Origin of the sequence: Chondromyces apiculatus DSM 436 (assembly GCF_000601485.1) — a bacterium.
Classification (GTDB): Bacteria; Myxococcota_A; Polyangia; order Polyangiales; family Polyangiaceae; genus Chondromyces; species Chondromyces apiculatus.
Genome location: NZ_ASRX01000043.1, coordinates 74487 through 89334, shown reverse-complemented (window position 1 = coordinate 89334; position 14848 = coordinate 74487). Strand labels below are relative to the sequence as shown.

The 14848-nt window shown below is 66.8% G+C and carries 7 protein-coding genes; 3 read left to right on the top strand and 4 right to left on the bottom strand.

Annotated elements, in window-relative coordinates:
• Nucleotides 1–63 precede the first annotated feature (63 nt).
• Entirely contained in the window at nucleotides 64–816 is a 753-nt protein-coding gene (locus CAP_RS25435; protein WP_044245558.1) for a TonB family protein, read from the bottom strand.
• A 243-nt stretch (nucleotides 817–1059) separates the two neighbouring features.
• Between CAP_RS25435 and CAP_RS25430 the strand changes: the two genes are divergently transcribed.
• The 3 genes from CAP_RS25430 to CAP_RS25420 all read left to right on the top strand — a co-directional run bounded on the left by CAP_RS25430 (nucleotide 1060) and on the right by CAP_RS25420 (nucleotide 5984).
• A complete protein-coding gene (locus CAP_RS25430) occupies nucleotides 1060–4365 on the top strand; it encodes a TonB-dependent receptor (protein ID WP_275936532.1) in 3306 nt (1101 codons plus the stop codon).
• Nucleotides 4366–4392: 27 nt separating this feature from the next.
• Nucleotides 4393–5340: a hypothetical protein gene (locus tag CAP_RS25425; protein WP_156041134.1), complete on the top strand. Its 948-nt coding sequence runs from the start codon at nucleotides 4393–4395 to the stop codon at nucleotides 5338–5340.
• 188 nt (nucleotides 5341–5528) lie between these two features.
• Nucleotides 5529–5984: an SRPBCC family protein gene (locus CAP_RS25420; protein WP_044245626.1), complete on the top strand. Its 456-nt coding sequence runs from the start codon at nucleotides 5529–5531 to the stop codon at nucleotides 5982–5984.
• A gap of 4 nt (nucleotides 5985–5988) precedes the next feature.
• Here the strand turns inward: CAP_RS25420 and CAP_RS25415 are convergent, their stop codons facing one another.
• The 3 genes from CAP_RS25415 to CAP_RS25405 form a co-directional block, all read right to left on the bottom strand.
• The gene (locus tag CAP_RS25415) at nucleotides 5989–7281 is read right to left on the bottom strand and encodes a hypothetical protein (RefSeq protein WP_044245555.1); all 1293 of its coding nucleotides are present in this window, start codon (nucleotides 7279–7281) and stop codon (nucleotides 5989–5991) included.
• A 234-nt stretch (nucleotides 7282–7515) separates the two neighbouring features.
• Entirely contained in the window at nucleotides 7516–12909 is a 5394-nt protein-coding gene (locus CAP_RS25410; protein ID WP_044245554.1) for a hypothetical protein, read from the bottom strand.
• A gap of 290 nt (nucleotides 12910–13199) precedes the next feature.
• Nucleotides 13200–14435 carry a serine/threonine-protein kinase gene (locus tag CAP_RS25405; protein WP_231511686.1) on the bottom strand — a complete coding sequence of 412 codons (1236 nt, stop codon included), beginning with the start codon at nucleotides 14433–14435 and terminating at the stop codon, nucleotides 13200–13202.
• Between the last annotated feature and the right edge of the window lie 413 nt (nucleotides 14436–14848).

The window sequence follows — 14848 nt, the reverse complement described above, 5'->3', positions numbered from 1 at the left end:
TTCTACTACGGGGTGACTCCGCGCAACAACCAGCCACCCCAGCTATCGACCATCGAGGGTCTTCTACTGAGACTTGAGCCGGAGGTTGAAGACGTAGGAGACGGGGATCGCCTGTCCCTGCAAGGTCACAGGCGCCACCCTGCAGCCGTTCATGGCCGAGAGGATCGCCTGATCCATGTGCGGTAGGCCCTTGATGATCTGGCAGCTACTGCAGACGCCCGCCGCCGAGATGTTGCACTTCACGATGGCCAGGCCCTCGATCTTGGCGGCCCTGGCCTGCGCGGTGTAGGTGGGTGAGCAGGCCTGGCTGGGCCGCGTCATCCCGGCGCCGAAGGGCAGGATCTGCACGACGGGCTTCGGGGGCGGAGGAGGGGGCGGAGGGGTGGGGCTGCCGAGCTGACCCCCGAGCACGCCGCCGACGACACCGCCGACGACGCCACCGGGCACACCACCGGGCACGCCTCCCTCGACGCCACCTTCTTCTCCATCGTCCTCCTTGGGAGGCTCGGGCGGCTTCTCTTCCGGCTTGGTCTTGGACTCGTAAATGGTGTCAGGCCGCTGGATCGGCTTCGGCTTGATCTCGGTCTTTGGTGTTTTTTTCCCGCCAGGTGGTGGCGGTGGCGGTGGCGGTGGCGGCGGCGGTGGCGGCGGCGCGAAGAAGGTGACCTCTACGTCCTTCTTCTCTTCCTCCACGGGTCGGGTGGAGATGTAGAGGACGGCGGCAACGACGGCTCCGTGCGCGAGGACGGAGAGGACAGTGCCTGTCCCGAGGCGCCCCTTCGAGGCGGTGGCGCGGCCTAGAACCGAGTCGAACATGGGGGGATCCGAAGCTTTCCTGGGCTTTGTCGATTGGTCCAGGGACAGCCCGCGGTCGAAGTGCGTCCAGTGGTTCGGACGGCAAAGGCCGAAGTCACCAGGCACCCGACCGTGGCACCCGAGAGGAGTCTACCAGCGCGTCCATGCCACAAAAAGTCTATTGCTTCGCCTCGAATCTGTTTAGGGTAGGGCCTGACCCGCGGATATCGCACTTGATGTCGCACTTTCCTGGAGGGAGCTTCTGTGAATCTCCTCGACTCGAGACGAAGCGTTAAAAAGCGACCGCCTCGCAGACCCATTGGTCTGTGGGCGGCGCTGCTATTGTTCGCCGCAGTTCTATTTTCGGCTGTCCCTGTTCTGGCGCAAGGCACTGCTGTCATCACCGGCCGCGTTATCGACGCGGCGACCGGGAAACCCGCAGCAGATGTCGTTGTCACGGCCACGTCTCCCGCCTTGCAGGGCGAGCAGATCGTGGTCTCGGACGGAACCGGGCAGTACCGAATCCCGCAACTTCCCCCTGGAGACTACACCCTCCGGTTCGAGAAGGAGACGTTCAAGCCTGCGTCGCGTGGAGGCATCAACCTCCGCTCCGCGGTGACGATTCGCATCGATCAGCAACTCGCGCCCGAGAGCGTCGGCGCGAAAGAGGGCGAGGAGATCGAGGTCCTGATCAAGGCCCCCTCGGTCGACGTCGGCTCCAGCTCGTTCTCCACGAACGTGACCCAGGACTTCACCCGCCGCATCGCGGTGGCGGCGCCGGCCGGCAAGGGTGGCGCCCAGCGCTCCTTCGAGTCCGTCGCCGAGATCGCGCCCGGCGCGAAGTCCGACACGTACGGCACCTCGATCAACGGGACGACCTCTCCCGAGAACCAGTACGTCATCGACGGCGTGTCCGTGAACGACCCGGCGTTCGGCATCATCGGTACGCCCCTCACCATCGAGTTCATCAAGGAGGTGAACGTGGTGACGGGCGGATATATGCCCGAATACGGTCGCTCCACCGGCGGCGTGCTCGACGTGGTGACGAAGAGCGGTGGTAACGAATTCCACGGCTCGGCGTTCTTCAACATCAGCCCGGGCGCGTTCGAGGGGCGCCGGGAGCTGGTGCAGCGTGAGGGTCAGACCGTCCTGACGCAGCCCTACCTGGGGAACATCCGGGACTTCGGCTTCGAGATCGGTGGTCCGATCATCAAGGACAAGCTCTGGTTCTTCGCGGGCGCGGACGTCGCGCTGACGACCCGGCGGATCGACCGCTGGCTCAACCGGATCAGCGGCTTCGACGAGATCGCCTCCGATGACGACACCGCCAACGCGATCGGCGAGAACACCGGCTTCGGCAACCCCTATACCGATCCCAACGGGTTCACCATCGTCAACGAGATCCCGGGGACGCGGCGGAGCTACTACGGGGCAGCCCAGTCGATCCAGTACATCGGCAAGCTGACCTACCTGGTGAACCAGGACAATACGCTGACCCTGAGCGTCTACGGCTCGCCGACCACCTCCGGTGGTGACGGCCGGCTGGGCATCTCGGCCGCGACCGGCGGGATCGAGACGACCCAGTTCAACGGGCCCTACAGCGCGCTCGGGCATGAATTCGTCGACAGCGCGACCGACGTCTCCTTGAAGTGGCAGTCGGCGTTCAACAACAAGCGCGTGCTCCTCGACACGACCGTCGGCTGGCACCATCAGGTGTCCGAGACGCGGGCGTCGGACGGCACCGGCGTGGGCGACATCGCGGAGGGCCGCGGCCTCGCGGGCGTGCCCCGGGTCATCTGGCGCAGGAATACTCCGGGCTTCCACCCGATCACCGACTTCGAGTCGCTCCCCGCGGACCAGGCCGCCCTGTGCACCCCTCGCGTGGTCACCGGCCCCGACGGTGAAGACATCGAGCTGAACCCCTGCCCGGCCCAGACCTACAACAACGGCGGCGGCTCGTTGCTCAACGAGGCCACGCTGAACCGCTTCCAGCTCAAGAGCGTCGTGACCGGCCTCTTCGAGGGCCTCGGTCACCACGTGGTCAAGGGCGGCATCGATCTCGAGGTCATGACCTACAACAACATCCGGGGGTACTCGGGTCGGGAGATCATGCGGGAAGGCACGAGCGGTCGCTCCTTCGCGGACTACCGCATGTACGGCTTCCTGACGGGCCCCGGGGTTGGTGACAAGGTCATCTTCGACACCATCGAGTCCAGCTCGCTCTCGACCACGATCGGCGGCTTCGTCCAGGATAGCTGGAGCATCCTCGACAAGGTGACGGTCAACCTGGGTGTCCGGTACGACGCTCAGTTCCTGTTCGGCAACGACGGCCAGGTCGGTCTCTCCCTGCCGAACCAGTGGTCGCCCCGCGTCGGCGCCGTCTACGACTTCACCCAGCAGGGCCGCTCCAAGCTGTTCCTGAACTACGCGCGTTACTACCAGAGCGTTCCCCTGAACATCATGGACCGCGCCTTCGGCAACGAGCGGCAGATCACGGGCAACCGGCCCAGCTACACCGCCGTCGAGGGTGGCTGCGATCCGCGCGATCCCGCCCAGGCGACCGGCCCGGCCTGCCAGGACGACTCCGTGAGGAGCCGGGTCGCCGGCTACGCCTCCGATCCGAGCCAGTACTACTACGTGGTCAGCGGTGGCAAGGCAGCCGTGGATCCCGATCTCGCGCCGCAGTCGTCGGACGAGTTCGTCGTCGGCGGTGAGTACGAGATCATCCCCTCCGCCCGCCTCGGTGCGACGTACACCCATCGCTGGCTGAACAGCGTCATCGAGGACATGAGCCGCGATGATGGAAACACCTACTTCCTCGGCAACCCCGGCAGCGGCGTCGCCACGGACTTCCCCGAGGCCACGCGCCAGTACGACGCGGTGACCCTCTACTTCTTCAAGTCGTTCTCCGACCTGTGGCTCGCGCAGGCGAGCTACACGGCTTCGTACCTGCGCGGCAACATCGCCGGCCTCTTCCGGCCGGAGACGGGGCAGCTCGATCCGAACATCAACTCGGACTTCGACCTCATCGCCCTCCTGCCGAACCGCACCGGTGCGCTGCCCGGCGACCGTACCCACGAGATCAAGCTCTACGGCTCGAAGGGCTTCGAGATCCCCGGCGGGATGCTGCTCGACCTCGGCCTCACCTACCGTAGCCGCTCGGGCGGTCCCACCAACTACCTCGGGTCCCACTACGCCTACGGCGCAGGCGAGGTGTTCCTCCTCCCCCGCGGCTCGGGCGACCGGCTCCCCTGGCAGCACGACTTCGACGGCAGGGTTGGCTTCTCGTTCAACCTCGCCAAGGACAGCATGCTCACGGTGACCATGGACGTCTTCAACATGTTCAACTTCCAGCAGGTCGCATCCATCGACCAGAACTACACCAACGCGGACGTGCTCCCCTGCATCAACGGGACCCGGGACGATCTGGCTCCCTCTGACGGCACGAGCTGCGTCCAGAAGTTCGACGGCTCGGCGTTCACTGAGGAGGACCTCAACCCGAACTTCGGCAACGCCCTCACCTACCAGTCGCCCCGGACCTTCCGGTTCGGCGCGCGGGTAACCTTCTAGGCCATGGGGAAGGAAAGGAAACGAGTCATGAAGACACGCATCCTTGGTATGGCCATCGGGCTTGGAGCTCTCTGGAGCATGTCTCCCGGTTGCTCTCAACCCGCACCCGAGTGCACGGTCGGCACGGCGACCGCCTACCCCTTCGCCACGAAGCTGTACCTGCAGAGCGGGGACGCGACCTGCAACCCGTCCTTCGAGGCCTATCAGTCCGAAGAGATGGGCATGCAGGTCTACAACCCTGACGATGGCTCAGGGCAGGTAGACACGGAGCGAAGGCTGGTCGCCATCCAGACGGTTACCGCCGGGAACTACGAGCGGAACGGAGAGGGCCTCGTGGAGGGCAGCGTGGCGTACTCGCTCGGCGAGTTCGAAGGCGCCAACCCCAACGAGCAGAACTTCTGCGTCGCTCCGACGCTGAGCACTGCGCGGGTGACCCTGCCCCTCATCCCAGGTGAGGAGGGCGGCGGTGGTGCGGGTGGTGGCCCTCCTCCTCCTCCCATCCAGGACGAGGTGGACATCGAGATCGCGTGGTCCGATCTGCAGGTGTACGTGACGACCGCCAACCTGGGGAACCAGGCCCAGGGGACGATGACGTACACGGACCACCTCAAGGAATGCAGCGCGACCTACAAGGTCGTCATGCTGTGGCCCACCGTCCACTGCGAGGAGATGGCCTACTTCGCGCAGACAGATCCGCCGGATCCGGAGGTGCCAGATGACGAGGGGACGCCCTGCGATCCCATCGGGGACCCTGCCTCGTGCGTACCCTGCGATCCCGAGCAGAATCCGCTGTGCGAGGCGTACCCCACCGGCAGGCCGAACAACGCGCTCTGCGATCAGGAGCCGGATCCGCAGGGGCCTTATTTCCTGAACACCGGCTCGGGCATCGCGAGCGACCTCACGGTCGTGTGCGATCCGCTGTCGCTGCTGTGCATTCAGGACACCGATTCGGTCCAGACGCCGCAGAACGACTGACCCGACGCGGTCATCGCCGCGGGATTGACGGTTCCGTCGCCCGCGGCCTCCCTCCCCTTCCCTCCTCCTCTCATCCACCTCGTGCATCCGGCAGGTCACGCGACCGCGCCCGCAGCACAGGTTCACTTTCGTGCGTGGTGCGGCGCGCGGCCGTGGGATGGTGCCTCGTTCACGCGGAGCCGGTCACCATGCCCACCTTCGAAAAACGCACCCGGATCGCTGCCACACCCGAGCAAGTCTTCGCCTTCCACGAGGCGCCCGATGCGCTGGAGCGGCTCACGCCCCCCTGGGAAGAGGTGCGCATCGTCGAGAAGAGTGCCGGGATCGGGGTGGGCGCGCGGGTGGTGATGGATACGCGACTCGGTCCCCTGTGGATGCGCTGGGTGGCCGAGCACACGCGCTACGAGAAGGGGAGGATGTTCCAGGACGTGCAGATCAGCGGCCCGTTCCGGCGGTGGGAGCATACGCATCAGATGGATCCCGACGGCGAGGGAGGCTGCTGGCTCGTCGACCATGTGGAGTACGCGCTGCCGGTCGGAGCGCTGGGAGCGCTGGTGGCAGGCCGGATGGTGCGGAGGAAGCTCGAACGGATGTTCGATTACCGGCACGAGCTGACGCAGCGGATCTGCGAAGGCCAGCGGTAGCGGCTCACGGGCGAGCCGCGAGCGCGCGTGCCGCCTGGCAGGGCTGCCCGGTGACGGCGGTGAGGGCCTCCGCAAAGTCACAGAGGCGCTGGGCGCGGGTGAGCAAGGTGGGATCGCCCGCCATGATGGCTTTGCGTGCCGTCTCGACGGCACGGAGCCCGAGCACGGTGCGCGCGCGCTCGGGCATGTCGGCGCTTCGCCTGGCGAGGGCGTTGCGGGCCGTGGGTGAGGGATCGACGACGGTCACCCAGGTCCATACCGAGGAGAAGGCGGCGTCGGCGAACGCGCGGAAGAGGCGAGCTTCGCCAGGCGTGCGTGTGCACGGGAGGGCTGGGCCTTCGGGGCCAAAGTCAGCCGGGGTCAGGGTCCTGGTCTGTATCCGGCGCAAGAGGCCGGCAGGAGCGCCTTCGAAGCTCTCATCGTCACCGGAGAGCTTGCCGGTCTCCATGCGGGTGGCGAGGGCATCACACCGAGCCTCGCGTTCGGTGCGGAGGCGCTCGCTCTCGCGCGCTTGGGCTTCGCGGCGCTGTTGCTCCTCGCGCTCACGCGCTTGCCGGGTGATTTGCTCGTCGCACACCCGGAGGCGCTCGGTCACGGCGTTGCGCTGCGCGGCGGAGCCACGCTCGACATCAGCCGGGGTGATGGAGCGCGCGATGCAGGGGTCAGCGTCCGCGAGCATGCTGTCGAGACGGGCACGCGCGCGTTGCATGCTGAGCAGGTACAGGACGCCAGCGATCACGAGGAGCGCAGGGAGGCACACCGCCATGAGCTTGCGCACGCGCCGTCTGCGGTAGGCCCGCAGCAAGCCGCCTGCGTCCTGATCCAGCGCGTTGCGGGCATGGAGGAGCAGTTCCTGCCACCTTCCGATGTCGTCAGCGAAGTGCTGAAGGGGGGCTGCCACCGCCTTGTCTCGGGACAGTTTTCTGGCGACCCGCATCAGGCCGACGCTGGAATCGGGCGGGCGGCCATCGACGGTCAGATCGGTGAGGCCTTTGAGGAGGCCGCCGAGGTGCCCCGCATGGACGCTCCAGGCGTGTGCAGCCATGCGGTAGGAGCCCGTGAGCTGCTCGATGCAGGCCCTCAGCTCTCCCATGGGCAGCAAGCTCTCCACGTCCCCTGGATTGACGCCTGCGAGCGCCGCCGTCTGCGCGATGCCTCGTTCGAGGCTACCCCACAGCGCTTGAGGGTCGAGGTGCGGGAGCGCCTCTTGCAGTTTGCCCGACTGAATGCAGGAGCCCGCGAACTGAAGCGGTCCCATCACGCAGGTCATGAAGGCTCCCCCCAGCTTTCCAGCCATGGGCGCGCTCCCCTTATCCGGTTTCAGACGGTGTATTCACCTGGCTGCAGGACTCTGCCGACTGCCTGCACCCGAGACGGATGCCGAATCGGCGAGTATATCTCAGCGCTTCTCTCCCGGAAGTCATTGGTCGGGCCCAGGAGGCGATCTCGCGCACCGAGGAAGAGCATCGTGGAAGAGCGTCGAGGAAGAGCGCCGAGGAAGAGCGCCGAGGAAGAGCGCGGAAGGCGGGAGCTACTGGTCCGTGCGGTAGTGGGGCCCCGTCTCGTCGTCGACGATGTCTGCGTCTTCGAGGAGGTCTTCGCCGTCTTGCGTCTGCTCTACGAGGTCGTCGTGCTGCTGCTGGTAAGGCGGCGGCTCCTGGTGCGCATAGGCATGGGCGTCAGGAGAGGGCGCAGGCGCGGCATGAGGGGGCTGTTGCGGATAGGCGCCGTGGGCATAGGGATCGGCCGGAGCGCCTCCAGGCTGCTGATCGTAGGGTGCATAGCCGGGCTGCGCATAGCCAGGCTGCGCATAGCCAGGCTGCGCATAGCCCGCCTGCGCATAATGGTGCTGCTCATATCCCTGCTGGGGGTAACCCTGTTGCGCATAGCCAGGCTGCGGATAGGCGGGCTGCGGGTATCCCTGAGCGTCGTGCTGCTCGTACCCTGGTGCTTGCTCTGTCTGCGCCGCCGCGGGTGCGTACCCAGGCTGCTGGTGGTGTTGCTGCGCGTAGGCGTCGTAGGCGCTGCCTTGGGCGTAGTGCTGCTCTGGATGACCTCCCTGGGGCTGAAGGTATTCCGGGGGCGCCGCCACGTACGCGGGGGGCTGCTGGGCTGGTGCATAGCCCGCATGCTCGGGCTGCCATGCATGCGCCTGCGGCTGGCTGTGCTCCGCGTGGGGTAGCCCGGCGGTTTCAGGCGCGAGGTGCCCTGGGGTCACGGGCGTCGGAACCTCCGAGGCGCCGTTCTGGAAGTATGGCCGGTAGCCCTGCTCGGTGTCTGACGTGAGAGGCTGATGCTGACGCTCCGCATCGGCTCCAGGCAGGAACGTCGCCGTCGAGTCGTGCTCCGCAGCAGCGTGAGGGGCGTGTACTTCCGCGGCAACCAGCGCCGGTTGAAGCGGGCTGCTCGACGAGGTTGCAAGCGCTCCTGTTGCGGCCGCGGTGTCCTGGAGCGGAGCGGCCGAGGACGCCACCGGGACTGGCGCAGAGCGCTTGAGCTTGCCACCCTTCGCCCGCTCCAACCCCGCACTCGCCTCGGGATCACCCGCCTTCATGCGCAGCACCCTGCGCCAGGCGTCGGCTGCCTCCCGGGCATCGCCAATCTCCTCCTCCCAGAGCTGGGCGACCTTCCGCGCAAGCTCGGCGCGAAGCCCCTGGTCGCGCCCCCGGAGAATCTGATCTTCGTAGAGCTGGATCATGCCTCGGTGGTCGCCGAGATCCATGAGCAAGCTGGAGAGATCGTTCATCACGTCCTGATCCGCAGGAGACAGGTCGTGAAGCTTCTTCAGGTCGACGGCCGCTCCCTTGCGATCGCCGAGCACATCCCGACGGAGGCGAGCGCGCCGGTGGAGGAGCTTTCGCACGAGGGGTCCGTCGAACACCTCTTCGAGCGCGCGGCTCAAGGTGGCAGCCACGCGCGCCATGTCGCCCACCGTCTGGCCGAGCTGCTCGATGGCGTCGAGCGAGGCATCATCCACGTGCGTGATGAGCGCATCACCGAGCCAGTTGAAGGCACGCTCGACATCACGCAGGTCGCGGAAAGCGATGGTCGCTGCGCGCCGCAGCAGTGCGGCTCGGGTGCGACCACCGTCGCGGGTTCCCTGGCCCCCCGCAGCCAGCGCTTCGGCCAGAATGGTGCGCAGCGCGACGCTTCCAGCCGCGGAGTCACCTGCTCCAGCAGCGCTCTCGAGCGCTGCGATGATGTCGTCCTGGACTCCGCCGCTCAGGGCGAGCTCGAAGAAGCTTCTTGCCCGATCCTGGGCGCCGCGCTCTGCCGCTACCTGAGCGGCGCGCGCCAGAGCCGTCAGCCGGTCAGCCGGTAGCCGACAGCGGCTCACCTGGCGCTCGTACAGGTCGATGACATGCGCAGGCGCCTGAGTGAGCGCGGCCAGGCGTGCCAGCAGCACCTCCACCTCGGCCGGAGGGACGCTGGCGAGGCCCGTCTCGCCATGGCTCATGGCCTCCACGGGGTCTACCCCCGCGCTCACCTGCACCTCGGCCTGCCTCACCAGCTCACCCGCACGCGCAGGGCCAGAGAGCTCCTTGGCCAGGATTTCGTGGGCCACGGACAGCGCGTCGAGGTCTTTGAGCCGGACGGCGATCTCCTCCAGCCGAGCCGCCACGCCCGAATCCGCTGCCCGCGAACGCGCAAGCTCCATGGCGACCCGGGCCGCGTCGGTGCCTCGGCCGATCTCCACGAAGCGCTCGAAGGCGCCACGGAGCGCTTCGACGCGCGCAGGTCCGGCAGCAGACTCGTTCCACGCGACCAGCTTGGTGGCGACGATTCCCTTCCAGCCGAGCTTGTCGCCAAGCTCCACGTAGGCGTCACGGCAAGGTTCGTCACCCTGATCGGCGAGGCGCTCCAGGCACGCCAGCGCCTCGTCTCCCTTGCCCAGCCGATCATGAAGGATGCCCGCCAGGCGACGGGTCATGTTCGAGGCCTCTTCCTCGTCTCCTTCGACGTCGATCAGCATGGCCATCAAGGCGGCAACCTTGGGCCAATCTCCGATTTCCTCCGAGAGCCGCTGGAGCCGGGCTATCGCGTCGAAGTCCTCCGGATCGGCAGCGTTGATGATCTCCAGTGCCTTGATGGCAGCCGGGGGGTTCTGAAGCGGGCCCTCGTAGAGGGTGGCCAGGCGCTGAGCGATCTCGACACGATCGTCTCCCTCGGCAAGCTGGATCTCTCGCTCGAGCGCGTCGGCCGTCCCCTGAGGGTTGCCGCGCCGTTCTTCGAGATCGGCCATGGCCCGGAGGGACACCCGGCTCTTGGGATCGAGGGTCCTGTAGATGGCCTCGTAACGCTCGATCGCCCCGTCGATGTCGCCGATGCCCTCCGCGAGAATGCGTGCTTCGCGCAGGGCGAGCTGGAGCCGGTCGCCATGGTTCTTGGTGATGGCTCCGAGCCGCCGGAGCAGCTCGACGCTCTCCTGATGATCATCGCGCTGCACGGCATCTTCGACGAGCTGCGCCAGCGCTTCCGGATCGTCTCCGTCGGACAGAAGGAGGAGCAGGCTCTCACGGGCCCCCTCCGTGTCTCCGAGGTGACGCTGCACGTCCGCCGCCGCCCGACGAGCCGCGATGCGGCGCCCCCGATCACCGAGCTTGTCTGCACGGCCAAGCAGGTACTGCACCAGATCAGGCATCCGATCGGCGCGTCGGTACTGCTCCTCGAGCGCGGTCGCATAGGTGTCGTTCGCGGGCTCGATCTCCGTGGCTTGCTCAAGGCGGGATATCGAGCTGTCAATGTCGCCCGACCGGAGCAAGAGATCGGCAGCCTGGGCGAAGAGCGCGGCGCGCGGCTTCCCGTCGGTGAGCTGCGCTCGCTGATCGAGCGCGTTCGCCCCCTCGGTCAGACGGCCGGCGGCGAGATAGGCCTTCTCGGCAAGTTCCCAGACCTTCGCCTGACCGATGACCTCTGCAGCCTCGGCATAGGCGTCACCCGCAGCTCCCAGATCGTCGAGACGCGTGCGCAAGTCTCCGAGCTTCTGGAGCAATGGCCCGCGGGTGACCTTGTCGGACAGGCTGGGGATCGTGTCGCTGATGACCTGCGCCGCGAGATCGAACCGCTCGCCCTTTTCGAACAGTTTGACGGCCGTCTGGATCGCGCTCTCGTCCTCGGGGGAGAGGTTGGCGATGCGCGCCCAAGCCTCCGCGGCCGCGACCACGTCCTTGCGCTTCTGCTCGTGCAAGGTCGCGAGCTTCTTCTCGAGCGCAATCTTCTGCTCGATGTCCGGCGTCCCCATGGCCTCCTGTTCGAGCACGGTCGAGAGTTCGTCCCACCGCGCCCCCCGCTCCAGGAGCCGGCGGAGCTGGTCACGCGCCTGATCGTCTCCCCGATCGATCTGGCAGATCTGTTTCCAGGCCTGGATGGCGGTGTCGATGTCGCGTAGCTGCGACTCGCAGATACCCGCGACGTCCCGGAGCTGGGCCTTGCGCGTGTCCAGGGAGATGGAAGGCGCGCGGGAAGCGGCGAGCAGGACGTCGCGCAAGTCGGCGTACATCCGCTTCTGACGAAGGTGCTCCTCCACCCACGAGAGCGCCTCGGCGTTTGCAGGATCGATCCGCAGCACTTCTCGGTACTTGGCGAGAGCCTGCTGCTTGCGACCGCGCTGCGATTCGTCGAGTGCTTCGGCGAGAAGCTGCGTCAGATCTCCGCTGGGCGCTGCCGCAACGGGTGGCGTGCCTGCGTTCCCCGCACCTTGAAGAGGAGTGCTGGGACGCGAAGGGCCAGTGTGCTCGGCGCCGGACGCAAGCGGGGCAGCAGCGCCCGTGAAGCCCGTCGCCGCCGAGACCGAGAACGTCCCGGTAGGAGGCGCCGTGGAGACATCGATGCCCGCGACCAGCGCTCCCCCTGCGGCTCCCGCAGACGGGATCGGAGGAAGCGGGGCAGGCGGAGGCGGGAGAGCCCCGGCTCGCATGCGCGCCTCCGCAGCCATGAAGCCCCCAGGGTTGGCTTGCAGGTACGCTGCGTACACGGGAGCGAGCTCCCCCGTGCGGTTCAACTGTTTCCCGTAATGGTCGGCGAGCTGCATGGCACGATCATGGCCAGGCTGCGCCTTGAGCGCGGAGGTGGAGTACGAGAAGCCATACTCCCCGTCGTACATCTCCGCGAGAGACACGAAGAGCTGCGCGGCCTCGTCTCTCTCGGCAGGATCCACCTGACCGCCCGCCCCGATGCGCTCCAGCAGAAAGAGCCCGAGCTCCTGGGTCATGGCCACATCGTCGGGCCGAAGCGTGCGCGCAGTTCGCATGACCTGCACCGCGCCAGCGAGGTCGCCCGCGCGCCGGCGGATGTCGGCCTCGTCTCTGTAGAGCGCGCTTTTGCGCTCCGGGTCGGTGACCAGCGCCTGCTCCATGGCGAAGAAGGGGACCGCCTCCGCGAACTGCTGCTGTGCCTTGAGGATCTCGCGGGCCGTGTAGATCGCGTATGCGTTCTGAGGGTCGAGTTCTGCGAGACGGCGCCAGTTCTCCACGGCGCGCTCGGGCCGGGAAAGGGGCGGCTCACCCCACAGCTTGCCGAGCTCCTCGTGCAGACCGATGAGCTGAGAGCGCACCTCGGCACGCTCGTAGGCGAGCGGGGAGAGTGCCTTGACCAGGCGCTCCAGCAGCGCGACGAGCGCCTTCTGGTCGCCCTTGTCGCGGTACAGCTGGGCGAGCCGATCCGCCGCAGTTCGCTGGGTAGGGTCCTTCTCGATGGCGATCATCAGCGTGCGCGCTGCGTGGTGAGCATCGCCGAGGGTGGTGGACCAGACGTTGGCAGCCTCGCTCAACCAGTGCGCTGCATAGGCAGGGTCTGCCGTCGCGCTGCCGACCTTTTCGAGCAGGATCGCGTAGGATCGTGGATCCTGGGTGCCGGCGCGGTGGGCATAGGCCAGAGCCTCCTCGTCATGTGGATTGGCGACGAGGCGCTGAATGAGCGTTTCCATCTCCCGAGGATCCATCGTTGCGACGCGAAGTTACACGGTCGCTTCCGCTGCGTACAGCGAAGTCTCGGGCGCACCAGCAAACAAACCTCTCCAGGATTCGCGGTGGGGTGGCGCTCGCAATGCTCATTGAATTTCACGCTATTGCGCCGCCAGAGGTGGCCTCCCCCCGGAACCATCATGCCCGGCGCTGCCGGCAGAACTGCACTCGTCTGCGACATCGAGGCGGTACTGGCTCCAATGCCTGACTTGTCGAGGAACCTGGAGCAGTCATGGAGGCAGGGGCGCTGCTCCTACAGAGGCAGGGTGGGACGCGAGTACCCGACGTGTGCGGCGTTCACCACGGCGTACGAGTGCCTCTCCCCTGCGGGACCTTGCGAGGCGCGGCCGCTGCTAGCGAGGACGAAGGCGACGAGCACGACGAGCAGCAGAAGGACGATGATCAAAAGATTCCGTGCTCGTGTGGAGGGCAGCACCACCGGGGCGTTCTCGGCCATCACCTCATCGCTCGTCACTGCCGAGCCTATCTCCCCCGTGGGACTCGCGTCCCTCGTGAGGGCCCCAGGTGCAAGCTCCCTGCCCTCCTTGGAGGCCGTGGAAGTGGCGCGTTCCACTTCATCGATGAATCCCTTTGCAGTGGAAGGTCGATCTTCGGGGCTCTTGGCCAGGACCCGCAGCAAGAGGTCTGAAAGAGGCCGAGGAATCCCGGCGTCAGGAGCTGCCTCGATCGCCGGCAAGGGAGTCGACTTGATGTGTCGCGCCATCACCACGACGGCGTCGTCGTCGATGAACGGGGGGCGTCCGACGAGCATCTGGTAGAGCAGCACTCCGAGCGAGTAGAGATCGCTGCGGGCATCGAGTGGCCGACCCTGGGCTTGCTCGGGAGACATGTAGCGAGGCGTGCCAAACACCGTCCCTGACTGGGTCTCGAGGCCATCCACGGACTTGCCAGTGCCGCTCATCACCTTGGCGATGCCGAAATCGAGCACCTTGCAGACCTCCTCCTGCTCCCCGTACGGCAGCGAGAGGAAGAGGTTGTCGGGCTTCAGGTCGCGGTGGATGATTCCTTTCTCGTGCGCCTCGGCGAGGGACAAGAGCGCGTGTCTGGCGAACCGCGAGGCCTCCATGATGGAGAGCCTCCGGACGCGCTTGAGCCGCTGGCCCAGGGATTCGCCTTCGAGCAGCTCCATGGCGAGAAACAGTGAGCCGCCCGCGACCACTCCTACCTCGGTGCCCGGTGCATCCTCGGTGATCTCACCGAAGTCGAACACCGTCACGGTGTAAGGCGAACTGAGAAGGCTCATCGCCCTCGCCTCCCGGGTGAATCTTGCCTTGGCTTGCGCGTCGAATGCACGATCCGAGCGGAGGATCTTGATGGCGACATCACGCCCCATCGCTTCCTGACGCGCCCTGTACACGGTTCCCATCGACCCCGCGCCGAGCCTCGCCAGGATCACGAACCGCTCCGCAATCGTGGTCCCCAGCAAGGGATCCCCCTCGGCTTCGGCCAGCACGTCGGCATGGATCATCGCCAAGCCATCGACGGGACAGCGGCGCAACTCAGGGAGCCGAGCCCTGGGGTCCGCCGGGAAGGGCGAGGGCTCACGCATGACATGCTCGCCGCCTTGCTGCAGCGGTGAAGGAGGCGACACACCCGGCGAGTTCCCTGACGACACCACCGTCATCTGGGTACGACATCGGGGGCAGACCAGGGCTGCTTCCGGCGTGACGAGGTCCGCTCCGTGCCCGACCGAAGCGGGGATTTCGTCGGTAGGGGAGGGCGCCACCTCGATCAAGGAGCGTCCGCCAGTTCGCCTCGTACCGCAAGCCCCACGACGTCTCCATGTACCCGGGCCGACAGGCCACCTTGAGACATTTTCCCCCCTTCGTGAGGGAGATCAGAGGCACACTCATCCTCAGGTGCACACACCTTGGAGACCTG